The 25315-nt window shown below is 46.3% G+C and carries 23 protein-coding genes; 21 read left to right on the top strand and 2 right to left on the bottom strand.

Annotated features, from left to right (window positions below; genetic code table 11):
- Complete coding sequence (locus AC50YL_RS06090; RefSeq protein ID WP_494830201.1) at positions 1 to 918, bottom strand: glycosyltransferase family 2 protein; 918 nt, start codon at positions 916 to 918, stop codon at positions 1 to 3.
- 120 nt (positions 919 to 1038) lie between these two features.
- Here AC50YL_RS06090 and AC50YL_RS06085 point away from each other — a divergent pair, with 120 nt between their 5' ends.
- From AC50YL_RS06085 to folE, 20 genes are all read left to right on the top strand, one after another.
- The gene (locus AC50YL_RS06085) at positions 1039 to 1815 is read left to right on the top strand and encodes an ABC transporter permease (RefSeq protein WP_494830199.1); all 777 of its coding nucleotides are present in this window, start codon (positions 1039 to 1041) and stop codon (positions 1813 to 1815) included.
- Positions 1816 to 1830: 15 nt separating this feature from the next.
- A complete protein-coding gene (locus AC50YL_RS06080) occupies positions 1831 to 2565 on the top strand; it encodes an ABC transporter ATP-binding protein (protein WP_494830197.1) in 735 nt (244 codons plus the stop codon).
- A gap of 51 nt (positions 2566 to 2616) precedes the next feature.
- Positions 2617 to 3705 carry a glycosyltransferase gene (locus tag AC50YL_RS06075; RefSeq protein WP_494830195.1) on the top strand — a complete coding sequence of 363 codons (1089 nt, stop codon included), beginning with the start codon at positions 2617 to 2619 and terminating at the stop codon, positions 3703 to 3705.
- A 1-nt stretch (position 3706) separates the two neighbouring features.
- Positions 3707 to 4999, top strand: a complete 1293-nt coding sequence (locus AC50YL_RS06070; protein ID WP_494830193.1) for a nucleotide sugar dehydrogenase — start codon at positions 3707 to 3709, stop codon at positions 4997 to 4999.
- Positions 4983 to 6194, top strand: a complete 1212-nt coding sequence (locus AC50YL_RS06065; protein WP_494830191.1) for a class I SAM-dependent methyltransferase — start codon at positions 4983 to 4985, stop codon at positions 6192 to 6194. Before AC50YL_RS06070 ends, AC50YL_RS06065 begins: the two co-directional genes overlap by 17 nt.
- A gap of 23 nt (positions 6195 to 6217) precedes the next feature.
- Entirely contained in the window at positions 6218 to 9550 is a 3333-nt protein-coding gene (locus AC50YL_RS06060) for a glycosyltransferase family protein (protein WP_494830189.1), read from the top strand.
- A 198-nt stretch (positions 9551 to 9748) separates the two neighbouring features.
- A complete protein-coding gene (locus tag AC50YL_RS06055; protein WP_494830187.1) occupies positions 9749 to 12151 on the top strand; it encodes an alginate lyase family protein in 2403 nt (800 codons plus the stop codon).
- A gap of 28 nt (positions 12152 to 12179) precedes the next feature.
- Positions 12180 to 12917, top strand: a complete 738-nt coding sequence (locus tag AC50YL_RS06050) for a sugar phosphate nucleotidyltransferase (RefSeq protein WP_494831172.1) — start codon at positions 12180 to 12182, stop codon at positions 12915 to 12917.
- A gap of 21 nt (positions 12918 to 12938) precedes the next feature.
- On the top strand, positions 12939 to 13505 hold the full coding sequence (rfbC, locus tag AC50YL_RS06045; protein WP_494830185.1) for a dTDP-4-dehydrorhamnose 3,5-epimerase: 567 nt from the start codon (positions 12939 to 12941) through the stop codon (positions 13503 to 13505).
- A complete protein-coding gene (gene rfbB, locus AC50YL_RS06040) occupies positions 13502 to 14482 on the top strand; it encodes a dTDP-glucose 4,6-dehydratase (protein WP_494830183.1) in 981 nt (326 codons plus the stop codon). The genes rfbC and rfbB overlap by 4 nt, the downstream gene beginning before the upstream one ends.
- Positions 14482 to 15345, top strand: coding sequence for a dTDP-4-dehydrorhamnose reductase (gene rfbD, locus AC50YL_RS06035; protein ID WP_494830181.1), 864 nt, complete (start codon positions 14482 to 14484; stop codon positions 15343 to 15345). The genes rfbB and rfbD overlap by 1 nt, the downstream gene beginning before the upstream one ends.
- 124 nt (positions 15346 to 15469) lie before the next feature.
- On the top strand, positions 15470 to 16876 hold the full coding sequence (locus AC50YL_RS06030; RefSeq protein ID WP_494830179.1) for an undecaprenyl-phosphate glucose phosphotransferase: 1407 nt from the start codon (positions 15470 to 15472) through the stop codon (positions 16874 to 16876).
- Positions 16866 to 17813, top strand: coding sequence for a glycosyltransferase family 2 protein (locus AC50YL_RS06025; protein ID WP_494830177.1), 948 nt, complete (start codon positions 16866 to 16868; stop codon positions 17811 to 17813). The genes AC50YL_RS06030 and AC50YL_RS06025 overlap by 11 nt, the downstream gene beginning before the upstream one ends.
- A 138-nt stretch (positions 17814 to 17951) precedes the next feature.
- On the top strand, positions 17952 to 18434 hold the full coding sequence (locus tag AC50YL_RS06020) for a hypothetical protein (protein WP_494830175.1): 483 nt from the start codon (positions 17952 to 17954) through the stop codon (positions 18432 to 18434).
- Between the two features lie 258 nt (positions 18435 to 18692).
- Complete coding sequence (locus AC50YL_RS06015; RefSeq protein WP_494830173.1) at positions 18693 to 19115, top strand: GNAT family N-acetyltransferase; 423 nt, start codon at positions 18693 to 18695, stop codon at positions 19113 to 19115.
- Between the two features lie 182 nt (positions 19116 to 19297).
- The gene (locus AC50YL_RS06010) at positions 19298 to 19849 is read left to right on the top strand and encodes a DUF402 domain-containing protein (protein ID WP_494830171.1); all 552 of its coding nucleotides are present in this window, start codon (positions 19298 to 19300) and stop codon (positions 19847 to 19849) included.
- Positions 19850 to 20036: 187 nt separating this feature from the next.
- A complete protein-coding gene (gene lepB / locus AC50YL_RS06005) occupies positions 20037 to 20555 on the top strand; it encodes a signal peptidase I (protein WP_494830169.1) in 519 nt (172 codons plus the stop codon).
- A gap of 43 nt (positions 20556 to 20598) precedes the next feature.
- Positions 20599 to 21738 (top strand): tRNA epoxyqueuosine(34) reductase QueG, encoded by a 1140-nt coding sequence (queG, locus tag AC50YL_RS06000; protein ID WP_494831170.1) that lies wholly within the window; start codon positions 20599 to 20601, stop codon positions 21736 to 21738.
- 146 nt (positions 21739 to 21884) lie between these two features.
- A complete protein-coding gene (locus tag AC50YL_RS05995; protein ID WP_161746595.1) occupies positions 21885 to 22109 on the top strand; it encodes a YneF family protein in 225 nt (74 codons plus the stop codon).
- 43 nt (positions 22110 to 22152) lie between these two features.
- Entirely contained in the window at positions 22153 to 22746 is a 594-nt protein-coding gene (folE, locus tag AC50YL_RS05990) for a GTP cyclohydrolase I FolE (protein WP_494830167.1), read from the top strand.
- Positions 22747 to 22984: 238 nt separating this feature from the next.
- Here folE and AC50YL_RS05985 read toward each other — a convergent pair whose 3' ends face one another.
- Positions 22985 to 24118 carry an alpha/beta hydrolase gene (locus AC50YL_RS05985; protein ID WP_494830165.1) on the bottom strand — a complete coding sequence of 378 codons (1134 nt, stop codon included), beginning with the start codon at positions 24116 to 24118 and terminating at the stop codon, positions 22985 to 22987.
- 352 nt (positions 24119 to 24470) lie between these two features.
- Here AC50YL_RS05985 and AC50YL_RS05980 point away from each other — a divergent pair, with 352 nt between their 5' ends.
- Entirely contained in the window at positions 24471 to 25217 is a 747-nt protein-coding gene (locus tag AC50YL_RS05980) for an IclR family transcriptional regulator (RefSeq protein WP_161746598.1), read from the top strand.
- Positions 25218 to 25315: the final 98 nt, after the last annotated feature.

Below are 25315 nucleotides of genomic sequence, written 5' to 3'. Positions count from 1 at the left end.
CTAAATATAATTAATTAAAACAAGGATTTTGAATAAAAAGTGTTCGATTGTTGATTGTCTGTATAGCTTGGATCGAAATAAAAACGTGACTCTTTGTTTGAAAAGGGGGCGAGGCCCGAGAAATAAAGCCAGTTGTTTTGATTTATCGGCATTAAGCCGGCTTCCGTAAAGCCGTTCAAATTCTCTGGCTTGTCTATGGAGAAGGCGACTGCCTTTATGCCTCCTATAACTTCGCCATTTCTTTTTTATTTTATCTATACTTGAGCGTTCTCCGCCGACAACGTTGTTGGCATGCTGTCGGTAAAGCATGGATGGCTGGGGTTCGAATGAAATATTCCCAAAGGCCGAAATGCATAAATAGGCCCACCAGTCATGCATGATCAGGTTGGCTACTTCAGGTTCTTTACCGCAAATCAGTTCTCGTGCATGACGATTTAGGGAAATCGTTGCTCCAACGGCAACATTTTGAATCAGAGCATTATAGAAAGACGGCGGCCTAGAAAGTTGACGCGGCCAAACTTTCGTGAAGTTAAGATTGGAGGTCGTCATTTGCGTCGCTGTGAAAAGCATGGCGGGTTTATCCGTACCTAACGACTCCAGGCTGCAGGCAGCCGTCGATAATTTATGCGGCAACCAGACATCGTCTTGATCGCAAAAACAAATGTAATCAGAGTTTGCTTGGCGCAACAAATAGAGGAAAGAACTGACTACCCCAATGTTTTCGCCTTGAATGATTTCAATTTGATTCGGGAATCTTGTCGCCCATTCAATTAAAATATCAAGCGTATTGTCTGTTGAGCCATCATCTCGAATGAGGATAGAAAAATTGGAATAAGTCTGCTTAAAAATACTATCCAGTTGCTCTGAAATATATTTTTCGCCATTATAGGTAGACATGAGGATTTCAAACTTTTTCATATTTCATCTCGATTTCCTTATGGAATAGAAAGAATATTATATATTTATCATAATACAAATAATTTGTCGAATTATAGAAAAAGCGAGCAAAGCACGATTCGATATCAAAAGGAGTCTGGGATGAGGACGTACGTTAGTAATCTATTCAAATATAAAGATTTGTTTTTTGAATTGGTGAAGCAGGATGTGAAAATCAAATACAGGAACTCTGCACTAGGCATTTTATGGAGCATGTTAAATCCATTATTGATGATGATTGTAATGACGATTATCTTCATGGAACTATTTAAGAGTAATATCCCGTATTATCCCGTTTATGTACTGACGGGCAGGATATTGTACCAATTTTTTTCGGAATCGACTAATTTTGCGATGGACTCTATCCAAGCAAACGGACAGTTGGTGCGCAAAGTGTATGTTCCTAAGTATTTCTTCCCTTTATCGCGCGTTAGTTCGTCATTTGTAACCACGACCATTTCCATGGTAATTGTCGTCATCCTAATGGCGGTGACGGGCGTCCCGTTCCGTTGGGTGAATTTATTATTCGTCTTGCCGATGCTCTATTTATTGGGAATCTCGGCAGGAATCGGGCTGCTCTTATCATCGATCACCGTCTTTTTTAGGGATATTAAGCACTTTTATTCGGTGATCTTGCTCGTGTTGATGTACATGACGCCCATCTTCTATCCGGAAACAATCATTCCAGACAAGTATCGTTTTATTTTCCAATTAAACCCACTTTATATTATAGTTACGATGTTTCGGGACATAGTGATATATGGCGACTTGCCATCTATGGAGATGCATTTCATTGCGATCGGTTACGTTATTGTTTATGCATGTATCGGTTTGCTGGTTTTCTTTAAGACGCAAGACAAATTCATTTATCATTTATAAAGTTGAGGTTTTACTATGGGAGACATTGCGATCCAGGTTTCAGATCTTACGATGAAATATAGATTAGCAACGGAAAAAGTAGATTCTTTAAAGCATTTCGTGATTAAAAAGTTCAAAAAGGAAATGCGTTACGAAGATTTTTTTGCGTTGAAGGATGTTAATTTCTCCGTCAAAAAAGGAGAGATGTTTGGCATTGTTGGCATGAACGGCGCCGGCAAAAGCACGATGCTGAAGATTATCGCAGGGGTACAAAAGCCAACAACGGGAAGGGTTGAACGAATAGGGACGCTTGCTCCGTTAATTGAACTTGGAGCCGGATTTAATGGCGAGTTGACAGGAATGGAGAATATCATGCTTAACGGGTTGCTGTTGGGCTATTCGAAAAAATTCATTAGAGAAAAGCTCGACGAAATCATAGATTTCTCAGAACTTGGCAAGTTCATTTATACTCCTTTGAAAAATTATTCTTCGGGGATGAAGGCGCGTCTAGGATTTTCGATCGCGACCATCGTCAAACCCGAGATTCTAATTGTCGATGAAGTCTTGTCGGTCGGGGATTTTAAATTTAAAGAAAAATCGGAGCAGAAAATAAATGACATGACGGCGGACGGGACTACTGTGCTCTTTGTTTCGCATTCGTTGGGACAAGTCGAGAAGATCTGTGATCGGGTGCTATGGCTGGAGAGCGGCCGTGTGAAAGAAATAGGTCCTGCTAAGGAAATCGTAGGCAAGTTCAAAAATAATCATTGAAATTAGTGTTTTTAATATAAGTTCGTTCGTCGTTTGAGAAGGGAGGGAAATATGAAAATACTATACTTCTCCACTGTTAACTGGAAATGGATTAAACAGCGGCCTCAATTTATAGCTCATTATTTGTCTTTGAAAGGGTTTGAAGTCGATTACTTCTCATTGAATCCGTTTGGGAAAACTACGATTCGGAAATTCGCGCAAGGGAATTTAAAGGTTCGGGATGCGTACGTGCTTCCGTTTGCATTAAAATACAAAATCGTCGAAAAATTGAATGTCATAGGAGTTCGATTCAAACTGCATTTCGAGCGATACGACATCATTATCGTCACGCATCCGTTCCATTTGAATTACATTCCGAAAAGATTGTTGTCAAATTGTTTGTTGGTCTATGAGTGCATGGACAATATGCCTTATTTCTATGATGGATCTACAAGAGAACGCCTGCTTGAGGAAGAGCGAAAAACTTTGGATCGCGTAGACGCGGTAATTACGAGCTCGGGTCAATTGAAGCACGAACTCCTCGATAGATCAAAGAATAAAAGTATTCCGATTACAACCATTCATAACGCACTGGATCGAATCGCCTTTAGCCGCATGCCATCACGAGTGATCTTGCAAGAACCTAATCTTATCTATATCGGAACGATCAGTCATTGGCTGGATTTCCGAATATTGAGGCAGTTTGCACGATCCAATCCTCACTACACGATATATCTCATTGGCCCTTCAGAAATTGATTTGGATTTATTGCCCAATATAATTTGGTTAGGCGTCCTCGATCATGCTGAAATAATCGATTATGTCTATTCGGGTAATATTATGTTATTGCCTTTTGAAATAAATAAATTAACAGAAGCAGTAGATCCTGTTAAAATGTATGAATATGTATCATTTAATAAACCGGTCATCAGCTCATATTGGCGTGAATTGGATAAGTTCTCTGATAATAATCTTAAGTTTTATCATAATTACCAAGAGTTTGAAGATTCTGTTCTAGAGTTGGGACAATCGAACGTGTTGACTCGTCTCAACCGTGACTTTGTGGAGCAAAATCATTGGGAAGATCGGGTAGACCAATATTCGAGATTGCTAATCGATAGACTGAAAGAGAAGAAAATATCAAAGGGCAGGATGGGATAGCATGAAAATCTGTGTTATGGGTCTAGGCTACATTGGGTTGCCGACAGCCGCGATGTTCTCGAGTTACGACTGTGAGGTTATCGGTGTCGATGTCAAGCCCGAGGTTGTTGAGGTACTGAATCGCGGGGATATTCATATTGAGGAGCCGGGCTTGGCGGAAATGATAACCGCCGCGGTCGCTAACAAGCGTTTCAGGGCATCAGTAGCACCTGAACGAGCAGATGTTTACATTATTGCAGTTCCAACGCCGAATAAGAACGATTCGTACATGAGCTGCGATCTTACTTACGTATTAAACGCATGTCGTTCGATTATGCCCTATTTATCGACAGGCGCTACGGTTATTGTCGAATCAACGATAGGCCCGCGTTCCATGGATGATTTTATCCGACCGTTATTCGAAGCCGAGGGGTTCGAGATCGGACGCGACATTTATTTGGCCCACTGTCCTGAACGCGTTCTGCCTGGTCAGATTCTGAAAGAACTGATACATAATAACCGCATTATTGGCGGCGTTACGCCTAATTGTACGGAAGCGGCTGCTAGAATCTATGCCTTGTTCGTAAAAGGGGAAATTATTAAAACGGAGGCCAAGACGGCCGAAATGTCCAAATGCATGGAAAATACGTTTCGAGATGTCAATATCGCACTGGCCAACGAGCTTGCGAAGATTTGTTATCAATTAGATATTAATGTACTGGACGTTATTCAAATGGCCAATAAACATCCGCGCGTAAACCTGCATAATCCGGGACCAGGCGTAGGCGGCCATTGCTTGGCAGTCGATCCTTATTTCGTTTACGAGAAAGCGCCTGATTACGCTAATATAATTAAGATGGCACGAGATACGAACAATAGCATGCCGCAGTTTGTCGTTGATGTTACAAAGGATTTAATAGGCCATATTAAACATCCGCATATAGCGGTTTTTGGCGTAACCTATAAAGGTAACGTTGATGATATGCGAGAGTCTCCGGCGATGGAGGTCATCGAATTATTGCAGCACGAAGGATACCGCCTGATGATTCATGATCCCCACGTAAATCTGGATGAGTTTTATAGCCTTGAAGAAGCTATTGTAGCTGCCGATCTCATTTTAGTCTTAACAGATCATAATGAATTCAAGATGCTGAATCATTTAGAAATGGCACGAGTGATGAGAACTCCTAAATTATTCGATACAAAAAATATTGTCGGGTCCCAACCGGGATCGGGTTTAGAAGTAATCAACTTTGGTAATATGTCTAAAATCAGCAGCCGATTAAAGGGTGAAGTGTATGAAGTTATTAGATAGAGTAACAGAAGCATATTATGGTGAAATGGGAGATCAATTCGCGCGCAAGACCAGAGAGAGGATTCATTGGATATGCTCAAAAGCACAAGGAAATAGGGTTTTAAATATCGGCTGTTCACAAGGAATTACCGAGGTGTTGTTGGCAAGGGAAGGTAAACAAGCGATAGGAATTGATATTGAAGAAGAGGCTATTTTGTTCGCAAAAAATGCGCTTAATGGCGAAAGCGATGCCGTTAAAAGAAATGTTGAATATTTCGCAAACAGTGTATTTGAATTTACTGCGGAAAAAGTATTCGAAACTGTTATATTGGCAGAAGTTTTAGAACATTTCTCGTCTTCAACGCGTTTATTTGAGAAAGTATCGGATTTACTGTCAAAAAACGGTACGTTAATAATAACGGTGCCGTTTGGAATTAATGATTATATAGATCACAAAAAAACATTTTACCTGTGTAACTTAATTGAAGAGGTTGAACCGCGGTTCGTTATCAGTGAAGTGAAATTCTTTGGCAAATGGATTGGCTTGGTTGCTCACAAGAGTGCCGAGATGCAAAAAGAAGGCTCGTTTTTTGTTACTCCCGATTTAATTAAGCAAATGGAAAATAATTATTATACAGTCGAAAGAGCGTTGTTAGATGACTTGGAAAAGCGAGATGTGCAAGTTAAGCATTATAATGCCGAACTCTCCAAATCAAAATCTTTAAGTGAGCAGTTGGAAATAGAAAATATAAAAGTGAAACAGGAAGCAGACGGATATGCAATAGAGAATACCAGTTTGAAGGAACGAATCCTGGCACTAAATGAACAGTTGGAATTGGAAAGCTTAAAAAGCAAGCAGCTAACTGATCAAATCATCCTTGAGAATATGAACTTGAAAGAACAAATCGCAGCACTCAGTGAAAATAAGTCGAACGAGGAGGAAGCTGCACGCATTAAAGAAGAAGTTCAATTTTATAAACAAAAGATCAACGAACTGGAACAACTGATTATTCAAAAGAATAAAGAACTATTAAGTAGGCTGGACAGCGAAGAACTGACCTTGAGCAAATATAAAGATGCAATTTTCGAACACAATACGATACAAGCGAAATACGTAAATATATCAAAGAAGTATAAGCTGCTTAGTGAAGCGAAATTAGGGAAACTTACATTGAAATATTGGAAATTGAGAAAAAGAATTCCGGATAACTTTTAATCAACGGTAGGAGAGACACTAGTATGGACTTAAGTTATATTGAAACAAAAATTCAAGAGATATATCGCCTGCGTTCCGAGATCCTGAACGAGGTACAAGCAACAGGACAGTCCATCGATTTAGAGGTTCCTCCAGGTTTATCGTTTCTTTCGAAGAAGTTTAAGCGGAAGTTTTCACTTCTTAAAGAAATCAGGTTGGCTTGCATTATGGATGAGTTTACTTATCATTCCTTTGCGCCTGAGTGCAATATCCTTCAAATAACGCCCCACGATTGGGAACATGAAATGAAACAATTCAAACCAGATATGTTTTTTCTAGAGTCGGCCTGGAGAGGGATCGATGGATTGTGGAATACGAAGGTCGCCCATTTGAGTGACGAATTGATAGCTGTTTTGAACTACTGCAGAAAAAACGATATCCCCATTATTTTTTGGAATAAAGAGGATCCGGTTCACTTTAATACTTTCATAGCGACAGCACAATATGCGGATTATGTATTTACAACGGATATAGATGTTATTAAGAATTACAAGACATTGCTAAAGCATGATCGTGTGTATTTGATGCCCTTTGCGGCTCAGCCAAAGTATCATAACCCTATCGAAAGTTTCGATAGGGAGGATAAATTTTGCTTTGCCGGTGCCTACTATAAGCGATATCCGGATCGAATAAAAGACTTGGAGACGTTTGTGAATACCATAACGCTCCATAAGGAATTAGATATCTACGATCGAAACTATTATAATCATGATCCTAATTACACTTTTCCGAATTCGTACAAAAAGTACATTATCGGAAATTTAAAACCTGATGAAATTGAGAAAGCGTACAAAGGCTATCGTTTTAATATTAATTTGAATTCGGTCAAGCAGTCGCAAAGTATGTGCGCTCGCAGGGTATTTGAGCTATTAGCGTCTAACACTGTAACTGTAAGCAATTATTCGAGAGCGATTCGGAATTTATTGGGCGATCTCGTAGTGTGCACGGATGATAGTAAACGGCTTGGCGAGGAAATAACCAAATTCAAGGATGCGCAATATTATTCTAAATTCAGGTTGTTAGGATTGCGGAAAGTACTGACTGAGCATACGTATACAGATCGTCTTTCCTTTATGGTAAATAAAGTATTCGAGAATCAATTGAATGAAGTACCTGAACAAGTCGCAATCATAGCACAAGCCGGATCCAAAGTAGAAGCGGAACTAGTTATACGTCAATTCAATAAACAAGCTTATTTGCATAAGAAACTCATTATTGTTTCAGATAATACTGATTTTAAGTTGGATGAACTCGAATTCGTATCTGAGCAGATCGAATTGATTAGTGATTTGACGGATCAAGTGGTTGAAACGCTGCAGCAACAATACAACTATTTAGCCTTCTTCTCCCATCGCGATTACTATGGATTGAATTATATTACTGACTATGTACTGGCATTGAAGTATACTCGGCTGCCGATGATAAGTAAAGCTACTTATTATGTGCAGCAGAACGGTAAAATTAACCGTTTGGACAGTGGTGATTCTTATAGAGTTACCGATATGGCATATCTTAGGAAGTCATTTGTTCAAGCTAAATATTTTTCAGTAAGCGAACTGAAAAAATTTATGGGTTCCATTGCTGAGGGTAGTATTCGAGAGTCCTGTTTATCTATTGACGAATACAATTATTGTATGGACTATTCAGGTGACGAATGCGGTGAGGTCGACGATTTGTTCATCATGGATAAAGGAATCGGCATGGAAACCATATATGGGAATGTAGATCAAATTCAAGCTCGAAATATAGCCACTACCAATAAAATCATTTCCGGATCCGAGATTGTAGAGGCTATTAAAAAATCAAAACAAATTTCAGCGAAAATGGAACACGATACGGTTTTTGTAGAATCAAATTTAAACGGAACACATGAATACAGTTATTTAACTAAAATCTATGAGATTCGTGAGTTGACGGATCAACCGGTCATTGATTTGATTTTAAACGTAGAATATGTATCTCGTTTCACGATTGACCTTGTCGTTGTTTTGTTGGATAAGAACCATAATAAAATTAGCAGCCTCGTTAAACCATGCAATCGTAAAATTTCGATTGAGACGGAGAAACAAGCGTTATATCTGAAAATTGGATTCAGATTTTCGGGACAAGGAAGCTGTAAAATTAAAGAGATTATCTTTGGAAATATTGAGTTTGACACTGGTTGTTTTTTGAGTAAATCGACAACACTTTTAATTGCCGACCATTATCCGGACTATTCGGATCTATACCGTTATGCATTTATACACACTCGATTAAAAGAATATAAAAATATGGGACAGGCTGTAGATGTGTTTAAATGCAATGCCAGGTATCCGAGTGGGTTTTCGGAATTTAGTGGAATTGATATAACGAGTGGGGAATTAGAGGGAGCAAATAATGCTCTGCTGCGTGGAAGATATAATACCGTATTAATTCATTTTTTATCTGAATCAATGTGGAACAGTATTAAACATAGTCTAAAAGGCAGGAAAGTAATTATATGGATCCACGGAGCCGAAATTCAACCTTGGTGGAGAAGAAAATATAATTATACCACTCAACAACAGTTAGTGAATGCGAAGGTTGAGACTGAGAAAAGAGCTGTTTTCTGGAAAGAAATATTTGACCTTTCAGAGAATGATAGGAATTACGATATCCACTTTGTTTTTGTATCTAACTATTTTGTGAATGAAGTTTTTGAAGATCTAAACATCAAATTGCCGAATGACAAATACAGTGTTATTCATAATTACATCAATAGCGATTTGTTTGATTATATTGAGAAATCAACAAATCTAAGAAAAAAAGTGCTTTCTATTAGACCCTTCGCAAGTAAAAAATATGCGAATGATTTAACGGTTAAAGCTATTATTGAACTTTCTAACGATCCAATATTTAAGGATATGGAATTCAGAATTATTGGTGAAGGTGAGTTATTTAAAGAAACGGTAAAACCGTTAAGAAAATTCAAGAATATAATTTTAGAGGAAAAGTTTTTGCGGCAAGAAGAAATTTCAGAGTTAAACAAAGATTACGGTATATTTATTAATCCAACCAGATGGGATTCGCAAGGGGTATCACGAGATGAAGCTATGTCGTCTGGCTTAGTCCCAATTACAAATAATGTGTCGGCAATTCCTGAGTTTGTGGACAATAATTGCGGCATGCTCGTAGATGCGGAAGATTATGCAGGATTGGCGGAGAGCATAAAAAAATTATATTACGATCCTGAATTATTCCTGAAATTATCAAGTAATGCGGCCGATAGAGTTAGAAGACAGAGTGGGATAGACCGGACGATCATCAAAGAGATTCAACTCATCCACGAAAGTGAATAAAGATACAGAATCAAAGTATTGGCAGATTGAAACAATGATATATTCTTACTTATCAAACCAATGAGAGCAGATAGTACTTGCTTTTATTGGTTTGATTCGCTGTATTCATCGGAGATACGTATAGAAAACATTAATTGTATTTCCTAGCGTAAGAAGGATGAGAGATGTTGAAGGGCGTGGAATATGAGAAGGAAAAGAATGGTATTGATATTTGTGATTGCCATAAGCACAGTAAGCTTATTTCCTGTTTTAGGTGCCCATACAAACGGGAAGAGCGGAATAGTCGATGAAAATTTATTGAAGAAGTTTGAGCCACTTTATGTGGGAAGTGCAAATAAGATTAACGACTATATTTCATATTCCAATTCTTTATTGAGTGGAAATCTTATTGTTAATCCTTCTATTGATGAAAAGGTTCCATACGATATCAATCATCTTAATTGGGATATTACTTCAAAAGCTTCACCTAACTCATTCTCATTATATTTACACACACTTAGACCTGTATTCTATTTGACAAGTGCTTATATTGAAACTGGAAATGAAAAGTATATAAAGGCAGCGAAAAAGTTTGTAGTTTCTTGGAATGAATATGATAATCAGCAGCAACGTAGAAATAGATATACTTGGTATGACCACTCTGTTGCGGAAAGAACGGAAAATTTAATTTTCTTTGCTATTGCTTCACAAGGTCTGAATAATGATAGCGCAATAAATGCCCAAGCAATTATATTGAAAAATGTAGAATGGCTGATGGATGATAAAAATTACACTGCAAATCATAACCATGGCATTTTTGAAGATGGAGCCTTAATAAAGGCAGGCTATTATCTTGCTGATAAACAATATGTAAATAAAGGTGAAGAACGAATAAAAAAGCAGTTGCAATATGCTTTTCCGAATAAACATATCCACATCGAAAATTCTGTTGGCTATCATTTAGGCATAATATCGTATTTGAAAAATTTAAGCGTTGTATTAAAGGACTTTGAGGATCCTTACGCAGAAACGGCGTCCGAGTATGTTAATGGTGCGCTTGATTACGCAACCTATGTTCTTAAACCGAATGTAACTTTTCCCTTTATTGGAGATACTACTGGGACGCTACATGCCATGCAGGTGCCCGATTACGGAGACCTGAATTTACGCTATGTCGAGAGTAAAGGGGAAGATGGCGTTAAGCCAACCGCATTATCGAGAATTTATAAAGATGACGGGTATGCAATTTTTAGGGAGTCCATGGATAAAACAGGATACGCCCAATCTACTTGGCTGATGTTTAAATCTGGTTTTCTTTCCAGTACTCATAAACACGCGGATGATCTTTCGATTCAGTTGTACTCCAAAGGACATGATATCTTCATTGACCCGGGGATGTATAATTATATGGTGGGCAATAATATTCATGATTATACGATTAGCGGCTTTGCGCATAATTCTATTCTAGTCGATAATAAGTCCTATTCTACCGGAATGTTTAATTCTAGAAAGGTAGGCATATATGATTTTAAACAAGAACAAGGATATGATCTTGTAACTGGCTTCAATAATATTTATGGAGGAGTCAACATCGATAGAAGCATTGCCTATATTAATGGGCATAGCTTCTTAATCATGGATGATGTACTTTCGAATAAAGAGCATCGTTATACTCAAAATTTCCATCTTTCTAACGAGGTGGGAGCTGTAAGTGTTTCTGCGAATCGCGCGGTATTGAAGATTAAGGGGACAAATTATTATGTACTAATACAACAACTCAACGGTGCGGATAGTTACGAAAAATATAGTGGAAATGATGATCCCAAACATTTGAGTTATATATCTGCAGGACTAAATAAAGTCGATCCTACGACTACGCTTTCTTTTGAGAAGCAGGGTAAAGATATTCAATATATTACTTCGGTTAGGATCGTGACCGGGGATCAACTCGATTCGTTTGAAAAAAACGCTCCTTCTTTTAATGGCAGGGTAGTGGCGATTGATTCTTTAAAAGTAAACGTTCCCTCTCGTAAGAGACTTCCGGAGATGAATGTGCATGTTGCGATTAAAGATCACGAAGCGTCGGTAATAAACAATGCGCGATCATTAACTGAACAACTCGCGTATTGTTATTATTTATTGGATAAGGCTACAGGGAAGAAAGAACTGTCGAGCTCCTATTCAACCAAAAAATCAGCTTCGTTTTCGTTGAAAGACGGTCATTCCTATGCTGTTATCAGTTATATGAGAAACCAAGCAAAAGAAACGTCCAGAAAGTTAGTCGGTTTTATTGACCAGAAAGGGAAGCGATTCTCTTTTGGCGGCGTTTCTCCCGATAAACAAGAACCGGCGGTAAGCGGAAAATCCGTTAAAAAACTCGCAAACAATAGATACGAATTTAAAGTTAACCTGTCAAATTTCAATAAAGTTAATGCTAGGTGGTATATATACAGAGACGGTGCGAGTTATGATTTTATCTCTAATCTAAGTGATCATTTGGAGTATACCTTTAAAGAACCTGGATTATATACCTGTATTTATAAAATCGGAGATATCTATTTCGAGGAAGTTGAAGTTAATAACTTTGAAGAAATTCAAATTGCAGCGACAAAACCGCAATAAACGAAATTTAAGAAATGGAGTGAGTTTGTTGAAAGGTATCATTCTCGCAGGTGGTACGGGAACACGGCTGCTTCCGCTTACGAAGATAACGAATAAACATCTCTTGCCCGTAGGGCGGTATCCGATGATTTGTCATTCAATTGCCAAGCTGAAGCTGGCTGGTATCCATGATATTCTTGTTGTGACAGGGAAGGAGCACATGGGCGACGTTGTCAATCTTCTAGGCAGCGGGTCGGCGTTCGGACTTGGTTTTACCTATAAAGTTCAAGATGAAGCCGGCGGAATTGCTCAAGCGCTCGGATTGGCAGAGCATTTTGTCGGTGATGACCAGATGGTAGTAATCTTGGGTGATAATGTGTTTGAAAAGAGTATATCTCCTTTTGTGGAACGCTTTCGTGATCAGCGCTACGGTGCTAAAATTCTTCTACAGCAGGTAGAGGAGCCTCAACGATACGGCGTTCCGGAACTGGTTAACGATAAAATAATCAACATCGAGGAAAAACCTCAACAACCTAAAAGCGGATTTGCCGTTACGGGAGTCTATATGTATGATAGCAGCGTGTTTGGTATCATTCGTTCCCTAAAGCCGTCCAATCGTGGAGAATTGGAAATAACGGATGTAAACAATTCTTATCTCGCGAATCAGGCACTTACGTATGACGTTTTGCCAGGTTGGTGGACAGATGCTGGGACTCACGCTTCTTTGTTACGGGCGAATGAACTTGCAAGTAATCTTAATCTCGGTCAAGAGTTCGAATTGCGATAGTAGTAAGGGGTGTAGGCCTGCATGAAGATAACAGAAACTCGTTTAGCCGGCATTAAGTTGATTCAGCCGACAATCATCCAAGATAGTCGCGGTTTTTTTATGGAGAGCTATAATGAACGCAAGTTTAACGAATGCGGGATAAGCAATCGTTTCGTGCAGGATAATCATTCCTTGTCTCTGGAGGCGGGCGTTCTTCGAGGGCTTCATTATCAGTTGGCGCCTAAAGCGCAAACAAAGCTAGTAAGATGTACAAGTGGAGCCGTTTACGACGTGATAGTGGATATCAGACGCGAATCACCAACCTATGGGCAATGGCAGGGTTTCGTCCTATCTGCATTTAATCATTGGCAGCTTATAGTTCCAAGTGGTTTTGCACATGGCTTTTGCACGTTGGTGAAAAATTGTGAGGTACAGTATAAAGTAGATGAGTTTTATTCAGCGGAGCATGATCGCGGGATTGCTTGGGATGATCCAAAGTTAAATATCGACTGGCCGTTTACCAATCCTATATTGTCAGAAAAAGATCGCCGGCATCCCGTACTCGCTGCAGCCGAATCAAATTTTTTATATGATGAGGGTTCATTATGAGAATAATAGTTACAGGTGGGGCGGGCTTTATTGGAAGTAATTTTTTACATTACTTAGTTGCAAAGCATGCTGACATCCATCTAATCAATGTGGATTCAATTACTTATGCAGGGAATCTAGAGAACCTGCTGGCCCTTGATGAGCGTGCCTCTTATCGCTTCGTGAGAGCAGACATTACCGATAGAAGTGCACTCGAGCCTATTTTTGCCGAAGGAATTGACGCCGTGGTTAATTTCGCGGCCGAATCGCATGTCGACCGAAGTATCGCCGATCCGGACATCTTCGTAAAAACCAACGTATTGGGGACACAGACCCTACTTGAGCTTTCCAGGAAATACCGTGTCAACAAATTCGTGCAAGTCTCGACCGACGAAGTGTACGGTACGTTGGGAGAAATAGGCTTATTTACGGAGCAATCCGTGCTTGCGCCTAATAGTCCGTACTCGGCCAGCAAGGCAGGGGCGGATATGCTCGTGAGAGCTTACTACGAAACTTACGGTCTGAATGTGAACATTACGCGTTGTTCCAATAACTACGGTCCCTATCAATTTCCCGAGAAGCTAATCCCCCTGATGATAAGGCAAGCACTTCAGAACAAGCCGTTGCCCGTCTATGGAGACGGCCGACATGTACGGGATTGGCTCTATGTCGAGGATCATTGCAGCGCGCTTGATCTCGTGCTCCATGCGGGGGGGCCGGGGGAAGTGTACAATATTGGCGGCAATAACGAGCGTACGAACCTTCAGGTAGTCCAAACGATATTGTCGACTCTTGGAAAGTCAGAATCGCTTATGACATTCGTAGAAGACCGTCTCGGCCATGATCGCCGTTATGGAATTGACGCTTCCAAAATTCGAGCTGAGTTGGGCTGGGTACCCGCATATGATTATGACTTAGGCATGAAAATGACCATTGATTGGTATTTGAATCATGAGAGTTGGCTATCAAGCGTATTTTCCGGTCAGGAATCAACATAATGACGGTCGAACCTGCATGGAAAATTCTTGTCACTGGGGCAAATGGTCAACTCGGGAAGGAAATCTTGCAGCTTGTCGCCAACCCCGGGTTGCAAATTATGGGTGTAGATCGCGATTCAATGGATATTACTAACTTCGACGCATGCTGCAAAGTAGTAAAAGAACTGAGGCCCGACGCGATTATCCATTGTGCTGCCTTTACAAACGTCGACAAAGCTGAAAGCGAACCTGAGGAAGCATATCGAATTAATCAACAGGGGACGCGTAATGTCGCTTTGGCCGCTCAAGCGGTAGAGGCCAAGTTATGCTATGTGAGCACGGATTATGTTTTTGATGGCACTGCTCACTCGCCATATGAAGAGGTTGCGATGACAAATCCGCAAACAATTTACGGAAGATCCAAACTGGCGGGCGAGCATGAAGTAATGTCGGTACTTCAACGGTGCTTTATTGTTCGTACATCGTGGGTATTTGGCCGATATGGCGGGAATTTCGTGAAAACGATCCGAAGGCTCGCAAGCGAGAAGGAAAGGATCCAAGTGGTTCATGACCAAAAGGGATCGCCGACCTATGCGCTCGATCTAGCAGCATTTGTAATCAAATTAGTGCAATCCGACTTTTACGGGATTTATCATGCTTCCAACAGCGGGGAGTGCTCATGGTTTGAATTCGCCCAGGCTATTATACAAGAGTGTGGAATGAATAAAGTGATAATAGAACCTTGCACCACGGCAGAGTTTCCGAGGCCTGCTGTAAGACCTGCCTATTCAGTTTTGGGGCATGAGGCTATTAAACAATACGGCTTCCAAGAATTAAGACCCTGGCGGGAAGCGCTTATTGAATTTTTGAGGATGAAAGAATAGCGAAATAACACTCATATATTTTCCAATTAATTACGTATTTAATGAATTGTAGTAGTTCTGTCATTTGAACCTTGGTATAATAAAAATGTATTAGACAAATTTCTCCACAAAAGGGGGTGAAGATGTGATCAGACAAAATCAACGGTTTTTGACGCAAATCTACGTGTTCGCTGATATGTTATGCACCCTCTTAACGTTTTTGGCCGCATTCTGGTTGAAGTTCGATAGCGGATTGCTTCCGCATGAAGCGACACTACCATTTAAAGTCTATCTTTCATGGGCGACCGTTTTTTCGTTCTCGTCAGTCGTTATTGGGTTCTATGTCCGATTTTACGCGCCCGGACGAAGGAAGAACTTCTCTCTTGAAATTATGAAGATCATTCAAGTCCAGGGGTTAAGTTTTCTCGGTTTGCTCAGCCTTCTTTTTATTGCTAAGGAAGTACATATATCCAGGGAATTTTTGGCTATTTTTTTATCCATGAACGCCTTCTGTATGATTATTTATCGCTTAACTGTTAAGCTATCGCTTTCCCGTATGCGGCGCAAAGGATACAACAAACGGTATTTACTTATACTCGGGGCAGGCTCGCTCGGGCGTAGTTTTTATGATAATATATCGCAGCATCCCGGATTGGGCTATGATGTCATCGGGTTTTTGGATGATTTTCATTCGGGACATGAACAAGAGAATCGTCATTTAAAGCCGATTCTCGGCAAGATCGAGGACCTGGATGCCGTGTTGACACGGCATACCGTAGACGAAGTCATCATCGCGCTGCCATTGAAAGCTTATAAAAAATATGCGTACATCATCGATAAGTGCGAACGGTTCGGCGTTAAGACGCTGATCATCCCGGATTTCTTCGACGTGCTTCCCGCTCGTCCGTTCTTCGATAATTTCGCCGGCATCCCCCTCATTAATGTGAGGGATGTTCCGCTGGATGAGCTTAGCAACCAGATTTTGAAACGGATGTTCGATATCGTGTTCTCCTTGCTCACGATCGCGTTGACTTCCCCGGTCATGCTCGTTGCTTACCTAGGCATCAAGCTAACGTCGCCCGGGCCGGTTATTTTCAAGCAAGAGCGGGTCGGACTGGACCGCCGGACGTTCCAGATGTACAAGTTTCGTTCCATGCATGTGTACGATCAATCGGTCGCCGATATGCAATGGACGGTGGAGAACGATCCCCGCAGGACGAGATTTGGCGCGTTTCTTCGAAAAACCAGCATCGACGAATTGCCGCAATTCTTCAATGTGCTGGCCGGTCATATGAGCGTGGTCGGTCCGCGGCCGGAGCGCCCTTATTTCGTGGAGCAGTTCAAAGAAGAAATTCCCAAATACATGGTGAAGCATCATATCCGGCCGGGAATTACGGGTTGGGCGCAGACGAATGGCCTTCGCGGCGATACGTCGATCAAGGATCGTATCGTGCACGACCTCTTCTATATTGAAAATTGGACCTTCTTCTTCGACATTAGAATTATCGTGCGGACGGTAACGAAAGGCTTGTTGAATAAAAATGCCTACTAACCCGAACCATCGCGTGTCTGTTATTATTCCGACTTACAATGCTGGCCCGGAGTTCGAAGTGCTGCTTAGAAGGCTTCAGAGCCAATCTCGGCCTCCTGAAGAAATTATCGTGATTGACTCCGCTTCGACGGACCGGACGGCCGAGACAGCCCTCCAAGAAGGCGCTCGAGTGATACGCATAGCCAAGGCGGAATTCGACCATGGGGGTACCCGGAATTACGCGGCGCAGCAGGCAATGGGCGACACGTTGGTTTTCATGACCCAGGACGCTTGTCCTGCGGATGCTTATTTGCTCGAACGCCTGTTGGATGCCTTATATGCCGATGAGGATACCGCTTGCGCGTACGGGCGGCAATTGGCCAGAGAAGATGCCGACGTGCTTGAAAAAATTGCGAGGGAGAGCAACTATCCTCCGGTTTCCATGCGAAAGAGCGAAGCGGATCTTCCGGAGCTCGGCATCAAGACCTTTTTCTGTTCGAACGTTTGCGCGGCATACCGGAAAACGATTTTTTTCGAGCGCGGACAATTCGACGCTCCCGTCTTGTTCAACGAAGATTTGTTTTTCGCGGCGCGATGCATCCTGAACGGCTACACCGTGAGCTATGCAGCGGAAGCGCGCGTCATTCATTCGCACAATTATTCGGCCGTGCAGCAATTCAGGCGGTACTTCGATAATGGCGTATCCATGCGCGACAATGAATGGGTATATCCTTATTCGGCCGTGGGCAAAGCCGGGTCGCGCTTGGTTTGGCATCAACTGCGTTATTTGGTCCGCAATCGGCATTGGCTGTGGGTACCTAAACTTGCGGCGGACGCGGGCGCCAAATTCCTTGGGTTTCAATTGGGCAAACGCTACCGGAAGCTTCCGGAGAGGCTTTGCGTGCGGTTCAGCATGCATCGCGGAATTTGGGCTAAACTGAGTTCCGAACGACGATGACGTCTGAAGGCTTGAAGAGATCGAGATGAACAACCTCGGAAGCAACAACCGAGGTTGTTTTTTTGTCAGGAGGTGTCGAAAAAGGGTATAATGGACAAAAAAATGTCGGGATCGCTAGCGTAAGTTTAGGAGGCTGTTATGAAAAAATGGATCATGGTTCTGATATTGGCAGCCGGAATCGGGTTTGCGGGCTATAAGTACGTCTATCATGCGCTCGGCAATAAAATCATGGAGCAGGTAGCGGACGAGGTGCTGAACGCCAAGGAGACAACCGAGATGTTGGCTGATCCTGAAGTCAAGCAAATGATACAGAGCAGCTTAGACGCTGAGAACGTGAAACATCTTCTAGGCGAACAAGCAGTTGCCGAAGATCGAGCCGGCACGGACAAGCAAGGACATTCGAGCCCCATAAAGATGGCGGTTAAAAACAAAAATGAAGCGATCAAGCTTGTAATGGACAAATTTTCGATCGGCGAGTTGAAAGACATGGCCGCGGAGGTAAAGGGCGGAATGACTGAACAGGAGAAAGCGGAATTGAAGCAACGGGTGTCGGAGCGGTTCAGTGAGGACGAGTTGGATTCGCTTAAAATCATAGCGCTTATGGAAGCCGAGAAACACTGAGGAGTAAGACCAACGAATTATGCGGCTTGCGAAATCTTGCGATCAAGGTGGAGCAAGGCGCCTTTTATTTTGTCTGAATAAAGTTGAAAACGCTTGCAATAAAGCGCTTTCAACAGAAAACGACCGATTTAATAAATTTTTTAAGGAATTTTAAAGGTTTTAGAAGGAATTCGAATGATTTTGTCGTATTATTAAATTTACCTTAAAAATTCGTTAGATCTTGCATTCCATACTGGACTTGAAGAGGAGCTTAAAGTTATGGACGTTCGATCCTTCCAATTAGCCGATTATCAACCTGTTACCGAGCTGCTGGAAACCGTCTTGTCGGAAGAGTGCTATGAGCAGACCATGGAAGCTTTTGCCCGCCAACTCTCCTGGGACAGCGAACTGGTGTTGGTTGCGGCGGTTGACGATGAAATCGCGGGCATTATGATCGGGACGATCGATAATGGGCGCGGATACTACTATCGTATCGCCGTGCATCCGAAATACCAGCGTCAAGGCATCGGCAAGCAATTGATCGCCTCGCTTCGCCAGCGTTTCACGCAGCGCAATGTCACGAAAATCATGGTTACGGCCGATGAACACAACGAACCGATCCTTTCGCTTTACGAATCGCTTGGCTACGTCGCGGCGGATTTTTTCCGTTCGTTCCAGAAGCTGAGCATTGTCACAGGGTAACCTCCCTGGCCCCGTCTTCTTATATAATGCTTTTCGCGTTGGACAAGCATATCTGCCGTCATTGCTTTTGGCGAACAGATATGCTTTTCTTATACGTATAGGAAAGATTACGCTTCATATATGGAATAATAAAGACAATCGCGTTCCTTCACGAAATTCTGTCTGCGTAGGAGTAATTGCATATGACAACCTATCGGCCCTGTGTCATTAAGAGCTTCAAGAATAACGGCCACCTGCACCGGGTTTGGTTGGAGAATTGGCTGGTGCCCGCGGAGCAGCTGGCGCCCGAGCATACTGCGGAATCGATGCTCGTGTTCATTAACCGTCAGACGCCGATCCAGGAAGCGGACGGCAAGCAGTGGATCAGCCGGGTTCCGGCGGTATCGTTTTTTATCCCGGGCCAATGGTTCAACGTCGTCGGCCTGCTCGAGGATCACGGCGTGCGGTATTACTGCAACGTGGCTTCGCCGATGTTTTTCCAGAACGACGTGCTGACGTACATCGATTACGATCTGGACGTCATCGTTCCCCGCGGCGGCAAAGCGCAAGTGGTGGATCAGGAGGAATACGAAATGCACAAAGTCGCCTATCATTATTCGGAAGAAGTCAACCGAAAAGTAATGGAGGGGCTCCAAGCGCTGCTGCACCGCGCGCAGAGCGGGCAAGCTCCGTTCAATGACGAGCTCATCATGTCGTATTACGACGCATGGAGTAAACAGACGGGCGAGGTGTAGCTGATACATGAATACTGGTCCAGGCCCGGGAATCGATTCCCCGCAGGAGTTAGAACAGGCAGCTCTGGGACCGCGCAAAAACAGGAAGGCATCCGCGAAGGTACGCAAGGAGCGGACTGGATCCGCACAGACGGAGCGTCCCGCGTCCGCAGGCAGGAGGGCCGCTTCCAAGGCGGTTTCGCCATGGTTGAGGGAATTGTTGACCTGGGGACTGACGCTTGCCGTCGCCGTGCTCGTCGTGCTTTGCATGAATTATTTCGTATTCAGCCTCTCGACGGTCGAGGGCCAATCGATGCAGCCGACGCTGTACGAGAAGGAATGGCTGTTCGTGGACAAAATCAGTTATCTGGCCGGAGCGCCCAAGATCGGCGACGTCATTATTTTAAAGGATCCCGCCGACGCCGATACGCGCAAGGAATATCTCGTCAAGCGCATCGTTGCCGGACCGGGCGATCGGATCGAGATCCGCCAGGGAGAGCTGTACCGGAACGGAGAGCTCGTCGTGGAATCGTACACGGACGTGCTCGTCGAGGATCCGGATTACGGTCCGGTAACGGTCCAGGCCGATCATTATTTCGTCATGGGCGATAACCGCCACGCGAGCGCGAGCCGCGACAGCAGGTCGTTTCAGGCCGTGCCGCGGGATGCCATTCTCGGGCGCGCGGATCTGATCTTATGGCCGATTACGAAATGGGCCCGCCTGTAAGCGGGCCGGAAGAAGGAGGTGCCGGGTGGTGGAAAGCGGCAGCATGGATTGGAGACGGCTCAAGGACGACATGAAGGCCGCCGCCCGCGAACTCGGCATCGACAAGATCGGCGTCGCTTCGGCGGAGCCGTTCACGAAGCTCAAGGAGCGGCTCGTGCGGCACCGCGAGCTGGGCTACGAATCCGGCTTCGAAGAGCCCGATCTCGATAAGCGGACGGAGCCGACGCTGCTGTTCGACGACCCGCGTTCGATCGTCGCGATCGCGATCGCGTACCCTTCCAAGCTTCAGGATCCGCCGAAGTCCGTTCCGGGGGCGAGGCGCGGCATGCTATCCCGCTCCGCCTGGGGAGAGGATTACCATACGGTGCTCCGGGAGCGGCTGCGTCGATTGGAAGATTGGCTGCGGGAGCGCGTCCCGGAAGGACGGTTTCTCGGCATGGTGGACACGGGCGCGCTGTCCGACCGGGCCGTGGCGGAACGCGCCGGCATCGGCTGGTCCGGCAGCAATTGCGCCATCATCACGCCGGAGTGGGGCTCTTGGGTCTACCTGGGCGAAATGATCACGAATCTGCCCCTGCCGCCGGACAAGCCGGTGACCGAAAGCTGCGGCGATTGCACCGCCTGTATCGATGCCTGCCCGACGGACGCGCTCGTCGCGCCGGGACAGCTCGATTCGCAGCGCTGCATTTCGTTCGTCACGCAGACGAAAGGGCTCGTGTCCGACGAGCTGATGCGCAAGATCGGCAACCGGCTGTACGGCTGCGATACGTGCCAGATCGTCTGCCCGGAGAACAAAGGCAAGAACGCGGCGCATCATCCGGAGCTGGCGCCGGACCACGAGAAGGTAAAGCCGCTGCTCGTGCCGCTGCTGACGATGGGCAACCGAGAGTTCAAGGAACGGTACGGCTCGAACGCGTCCGCATGGCGGGGTCGCAAGCCGATCCAGCGCAATGCCGTCATCGCGCTGGGCAATTTCAAGGACGCGGAATCGATTCCCGCGCTGGAAGGCGTGCTGCGCGGCGATCCGCGCTTCGAGCTGCGCGCCACGGCCGCGTGGTCCTTGAGCCGGATCGGAGGCGAGGCCTCCGTCTCCATCCTCTCGGAGGCGCGGATAAGCGAGAAGGACGCCGCCGTGCTGGAGGCGATCGACACGGCCCTGGACGCGCTAGCGGGTTCGGTGTGAGGCGGCTGCCTAAGCGGCTTCCGTATCTTGCGAACGAAGATGGAATGCGAAAGAGGGATCATGCTTTTCGTGTTTGCGAACGCATGGTCCCTCATGCTATTATAAATGGCAATATGACTATATGAGATAAGGCAAGGTGAACGATCATGTGGACGGTCATTATTTCGATCATTACGCTCATCGTCGGCGGCGTGGGCGGCTTCTTCGTCGGCGTGTTCTATCTGCGCAAGCAGCTGGAGAAGATGCAGAGCGATCCGGAGATGCTCAAGAAGATGGCAAAACAGATGGGCTATAATATGAACAACCAACAGCTGCAAAAAGCGCAGAGCATGATGAAAAACCAAAACCAGCGTCCCGGCAAACGGAGATAATCGTCCCCGCGGCCTGCCGGTACAGGGAAAGGAGACGATTGCAATGGCGGGGATCAAAGATTACGTCAATACTGTCGTTTCGGATAATCGGGAAAAAATAGAGTATCACATCCGTCAAATTCTTGGCCTCATCGGCGAGGACGTGGAACGCGAAGGCCTGCATGAGACGCCCGCGCGCGTGACGCGTATGTACGAGGAGATTTTCGCCGGGTATTCGGTCGATCCGCGCGACGTGCTCGGAGTGACCTTCGACGAGAAACACGAAGAGCTGGTCATCGTCCGCGACATCGTGTATTACAGCCAGTGCGAGCACCATATGGCGCCGTTCTTCGGCAAAGCCCATATCGGTTATATTCCGAGCGGCAAGATCGCCGGCCTGAGCAAGCTGGCACGGCTGGTGGAAGCCGTGACGCGCCGCCTGCAGGTGCAGGAGCGGATCACGACGCAGATCGCGGATATCATGGATGAGGTGCTGCAGCCGCACGGCGTGATGGTCGTCGTGGAAGGCGAGCATCTGTGCATGTGCGCCCGCGGCGTGAAGAAGCCGGGCAGCAAGACCGTCACGTCGGCGGTGCGCGGGGAATTCCGCACGAGCGCGGCGCTTCGTTCGGAGTTTCTGTCCCTGCTTAAGCAATAATCGTCCATAACGTTACAGCAATACGAAAAGCCCTCCTTGCGGCCCGTCGGAATCGGCGGACGGCGAGGAGGGCTTTTTATTTCGGCGGCTGGGCGCAACGCTGCGCAAGGATGCTCGTTTGTTTTGATGCATGCGGGCTGCGACAAGGTGCCCGATTGTTTTCGGTGCGCACGGCCCGTCAAAGGATTGTTTGAGAAGCGCGCGCCGGGACGTTTCCTCCGCTTGCCGAACCCGAGGTTCAAGCGGTCGTGTTATAGGCGGCGTCCACTTGGCTTAAGAAGAGCGCCGCGCGCTGGATGTACTCCTTCGGTCGGGTCTTGAACAGCAGCTCGTGCGTGCCGCCCTGCACGACCCAGGTGCGCGACAACGCGTTATGCTGGTCGGCGGCGATCCGTTCGGCGGTGGTCACCGAGGCGATGGCGTCGTTCGTGCCGTGCATGATGAAGAGCGGGATGGCGTATTCCGTCCGCATGACCTGATCGACCGGCAAGTTATCCATGTGGACCCCGGTAAAGAAGGGCAGCATCCATTTGATCAGCGGAACCGACGGGTAGCGCGGCAGGTCTTTCAAATACTGCTTCACGTTGCTGTAGAGCGAGTCGGAGCTGGGGAGGAACAGGCTGTCGAGCAGCATGGCGTCGATCCGGTCGGAAGCGTCCGTCTGCAGCGCCGCTTGCAGCGCGGTGCCGGCGCCCATGGAGAAGCCCCAGACGACGACCTCGCCGGCGCCCTGCACGCGCGCGTACTGCACGGCGGCCAGCAGCTGCTGGGACTCCTCTTGCCCGCCCGTGGCCGGCGTCCGTTTGCCGGAAGAGGCGTAGCCGTAGTCGAACATGAAGACGTTGTAGTGCAGGCCGTGCAGCAGCTCGGCCAAATCGTACATCGGCACCCAGGATTCCTCGCGGTTGGCGCCGTAGCCGTGGCTGAACACGACGGTGCGGTCGGAATTTGTCGACGCTGCGGGTTTGGCGGCGCTACCGTCTTGCATCGACGCTGCGGCGATGCCGGCGGCTTTGACGGCCGTCGCCCCGCCGGAAGCGGGCGCGGGAATGTACCAGCCATGGACGGTGGTACGCCCGCTCTTACTGGGGAAGGCGACGTCGCTGTAAGCGAGTCCTTTGGCGGCGAGCGGGTTCGTCGTCAGCGCCGGTACGTACGGATGCGCGATGACCCAGGCGACGTAGCCGTGAAAGGCGAGCACCGTGAACAGCACCATCGCGGTGAAGGCGGACAGCACGGCGACCGCCGCATGCCGGCGGCGATGATTGCCGGAGGCAGCCGGCTTCTCGGCAGGCGAAGGCGCGAGAGGGGGCAGAAGGCCGGGCGGGAAGCTTCCGGCGGCAGGATGCATGGGTGTGATCGTCGTGCTCATGGTGGTGACCCCCTCGATAAAGGCTGTACGCGAGTTCGGGCGCTGATCGCCGCCTCACGGCGGTTCGAATCGGTGCGAGTTTGGATAGGACCGTAAAGAATAGGGAAAACTAGAATGAAAAAGGAAGTGCAGGAAAAATATTCTGTAAGCGCTTTCTAATAGTTCTGTATTCCTATGTTATGTCCGGCGGGGGCGGCCTGTCAATGCGTGTCGACGTAATGTTAGCGTCCTGTAATCATGCTGTAAAATAAGCCGGAAAATCGGGATGCGCTTTACCGGAAGACCCCAATTGCGTTATACTGGGTGTAATTAAGTTTCACTGCGTGAAACCGGCGAATGGGGGAGAAGGCCTATGGCGGAGGACGGCAAATCAACGGTTCGGTCCGTTGAACGGGCGCTTGATTTATTGCTCTGCTTCACGGATCAACGGGAATGGGCGATGACGGAGCTGGCCGATAAGGTCGGCTTGCACAAGAGCACGGTTCACCGCATGCTGGCCACGCTCGAACAACGCGGTTTCGTGGCGCGGGACCCGGCCTCGGACCGTTATCGCCTCGGTCTGCGCATCTGGGAGCTGTCGGCCAATATGTCGGGCGCGGACGATCCCGCGGTCATCGGACTGCCGGAGATGGAGCGGCTGCGCGACCTGCTCGGCGAGACGATCAGCCTGTACCTGCGCGACGGCAACGAGCGGATTCGCATCCAGGCGGTGCAGAGCGTCCAGGCGATTCGCAGGGTAGCGCCGATCGGAGCCCGGCTTCCGCTCTACGTCGGGGCGTCCAGCAAAGTGCTGATCGCGTTCGAAGAGCCGGACAAGCGCGAGGAGCTGTTGCAGGACGCGTCCTGGCCGGATTCCTTCGACCGGCAGCAGTACCGCGAGCAGCTCGGGGAATGGCGCATGCTCGGGTATGCGACGAGCGTGGAGGAGCGCGAGCAGGGCGCGGCCGCGGTGGCGGCGCCGATCGTCTCCCGCACCGGCAAGCTGGTCGCCGCGCTCTCGGTCTCCGGTCCGGCCAACCGCCTGACGCCGGAGAAGATGCGCGAACAGGCGCCGGCCGTCATGGAAGCGGCGAAACGGCTCGGATCGATGTTGAAATAATGCGCGAGCATTATAAGGGGAACGCCAAGAGACGCGTCCGCGGGCAAATTGCCGGCAGGCGCGTCTCTTGGCGTACGGACGCGGATTTCGGGGCAGCA

The organism is Paenibacillus sp. J22P277 (genome assembly GCF_059383675.1).
This window is presented reverse-complemented; position numbering and strand designations above follow the sequence as displayed.

Excerpts from the sequence above, each read along its gene's own strand:
- AC50YL_RS06020 (WP_494830175.1), top strand. The coding sequence starts at position 17,952 with ATGAAAAAATGGATCATGGTTCTGATATTGGCAGCCGGAATCGGGTTT.
- AC50YL_RS06015 (WP_494830173.1), top strand. The coding sequence starts at position 18,693 with ATGGACGTTCGATCCTTCCAATTAGCCGATTATCAACCTGTTACCGAG.
- AC50YL_RS06060 (WP_494830189.1), top strand. The coding sequence starts at position 6,218 with ATGGACTTAAGTTATATTGAAACAAAAATTCAAGAGATATATCGCCTG.
- AC50YL_RS06070 (WP_494830193.1), top strand. The coding sequence starts at position 3,707 with ATGAAAATCTGTGTTATGGGTCTAGGCTACATTGGGTTGCCGACAGCC.
- AC50YL_RS05980 (WP_161746598.1), top strand. The coding sequence starts at position 24,471 with ATGGCGGAGGACGGCAAATCAACGGTTCGGTCCGTTGAACGGGCGCTT.
- rfbD (WP_494830181.1), top strand. The coding sequence starts at position 14,482 with ATGACGGTCGAACCTGCATGGAAAATTCTTGTCACTGGGGCAAATGGT.
- AC50YL_RS06080 (WP_494830197.1), top strand. The coding sequence starts at position 1,831 with ATGGGAGACATTGCGATCCAGGTTTCAGATCTTACGATGAAATATAGA.
- AC50YL_RS06065 (WP_494830191.1), top strand. The coding sequence starts at position 4,983 with ATGAAGTTATTAGATAGAGTAACAGAAGCATATTATGGTGAAATGGGA.
- AC50YL_RS06075 (WP_494830195.1), top strand. The coding sequence starts at position 2,617 with ATGAAAATACTATACTTCTCCACTGTTAACTGGAAATGGATTAAACAG.
- AC50YL_RS05985 (WP_494830165.1), bottom strand. The coding sequence starts at position 24,118 with ATGAGCACGACGATCACACCCATGCATCCTGCCGCCGGAAGCTTCCCG.
- AC50YL_RS06010 (WP_494830171.1), top strand. The coding sequence starts at position 19,298 with ATGACAACCTATCGGCCCTGTGTCATTAAGAGCTTCAAGAATAACGGC.
- rfbC (WP_494830185.1), top strand. The coding sequence starts at position 12,939 with ATGAAGATAACAGAAACTCGTTTAGCCGGCATTAAGTTGATTCAGCCG.
- folE (WP_494830167.1), top strand. The coding sequence starts at position 22,153 with ATGGCGGGGATCAAAGATTACGTCAATACTGTCGTTTCGGATAATCGG.
- AC50YL_RS06025 (WP_494830177.1), top strand. The coding sequence starts at position 16,866 with ATGCCTACTAACCCGAACCATCGCGTGTCTGTTATTATTCCGACTTAC.
- AC50YL_RS06055 (WP_494830187.1), top strand. The coding sequence starts at position 9,749 with ATGGTATTGATATTTGTGATTGCCATAAGCACAGTAAGCTTATTTCCT.
- queG (WP_494831170.1), top strand. The coding sequence starts at position 20,599 with ATGGATTGGAGACGGCTCAAGGACGACATGAAGGCCGCCGCCCGCGAA.
- AC50YL_RS06090 (WP_494830201.1), bottom strand. The coding sequence starts at position 918 with ATGAAAAAGTTTGAAATCCTCATGTCTACCTATAATGGCGAAAAATAT.
- AC50YL_RS05995 (WP_161746595.1), top strand. The coding sequence starts at position 21,885 with ATGTGGACGGTCATTATTTCGATCATTACGCTCATCGTCGGCGGCGTG.
- AC50YL_RS06085 (WP_494830199.1), top strand. The coding sequence starts at position 1,039 with ATGAGGACGTACGTTAGTAATCTATTCAAATATAAAGATTTGTTTTTT.
- rfbB (WP_494830183.1), top strand. The coding sequence starts at position 13,502 with ATGAGAATAATAGTTACAGGTGGGGCGGGCTTTATTGGAAGTAATTTT.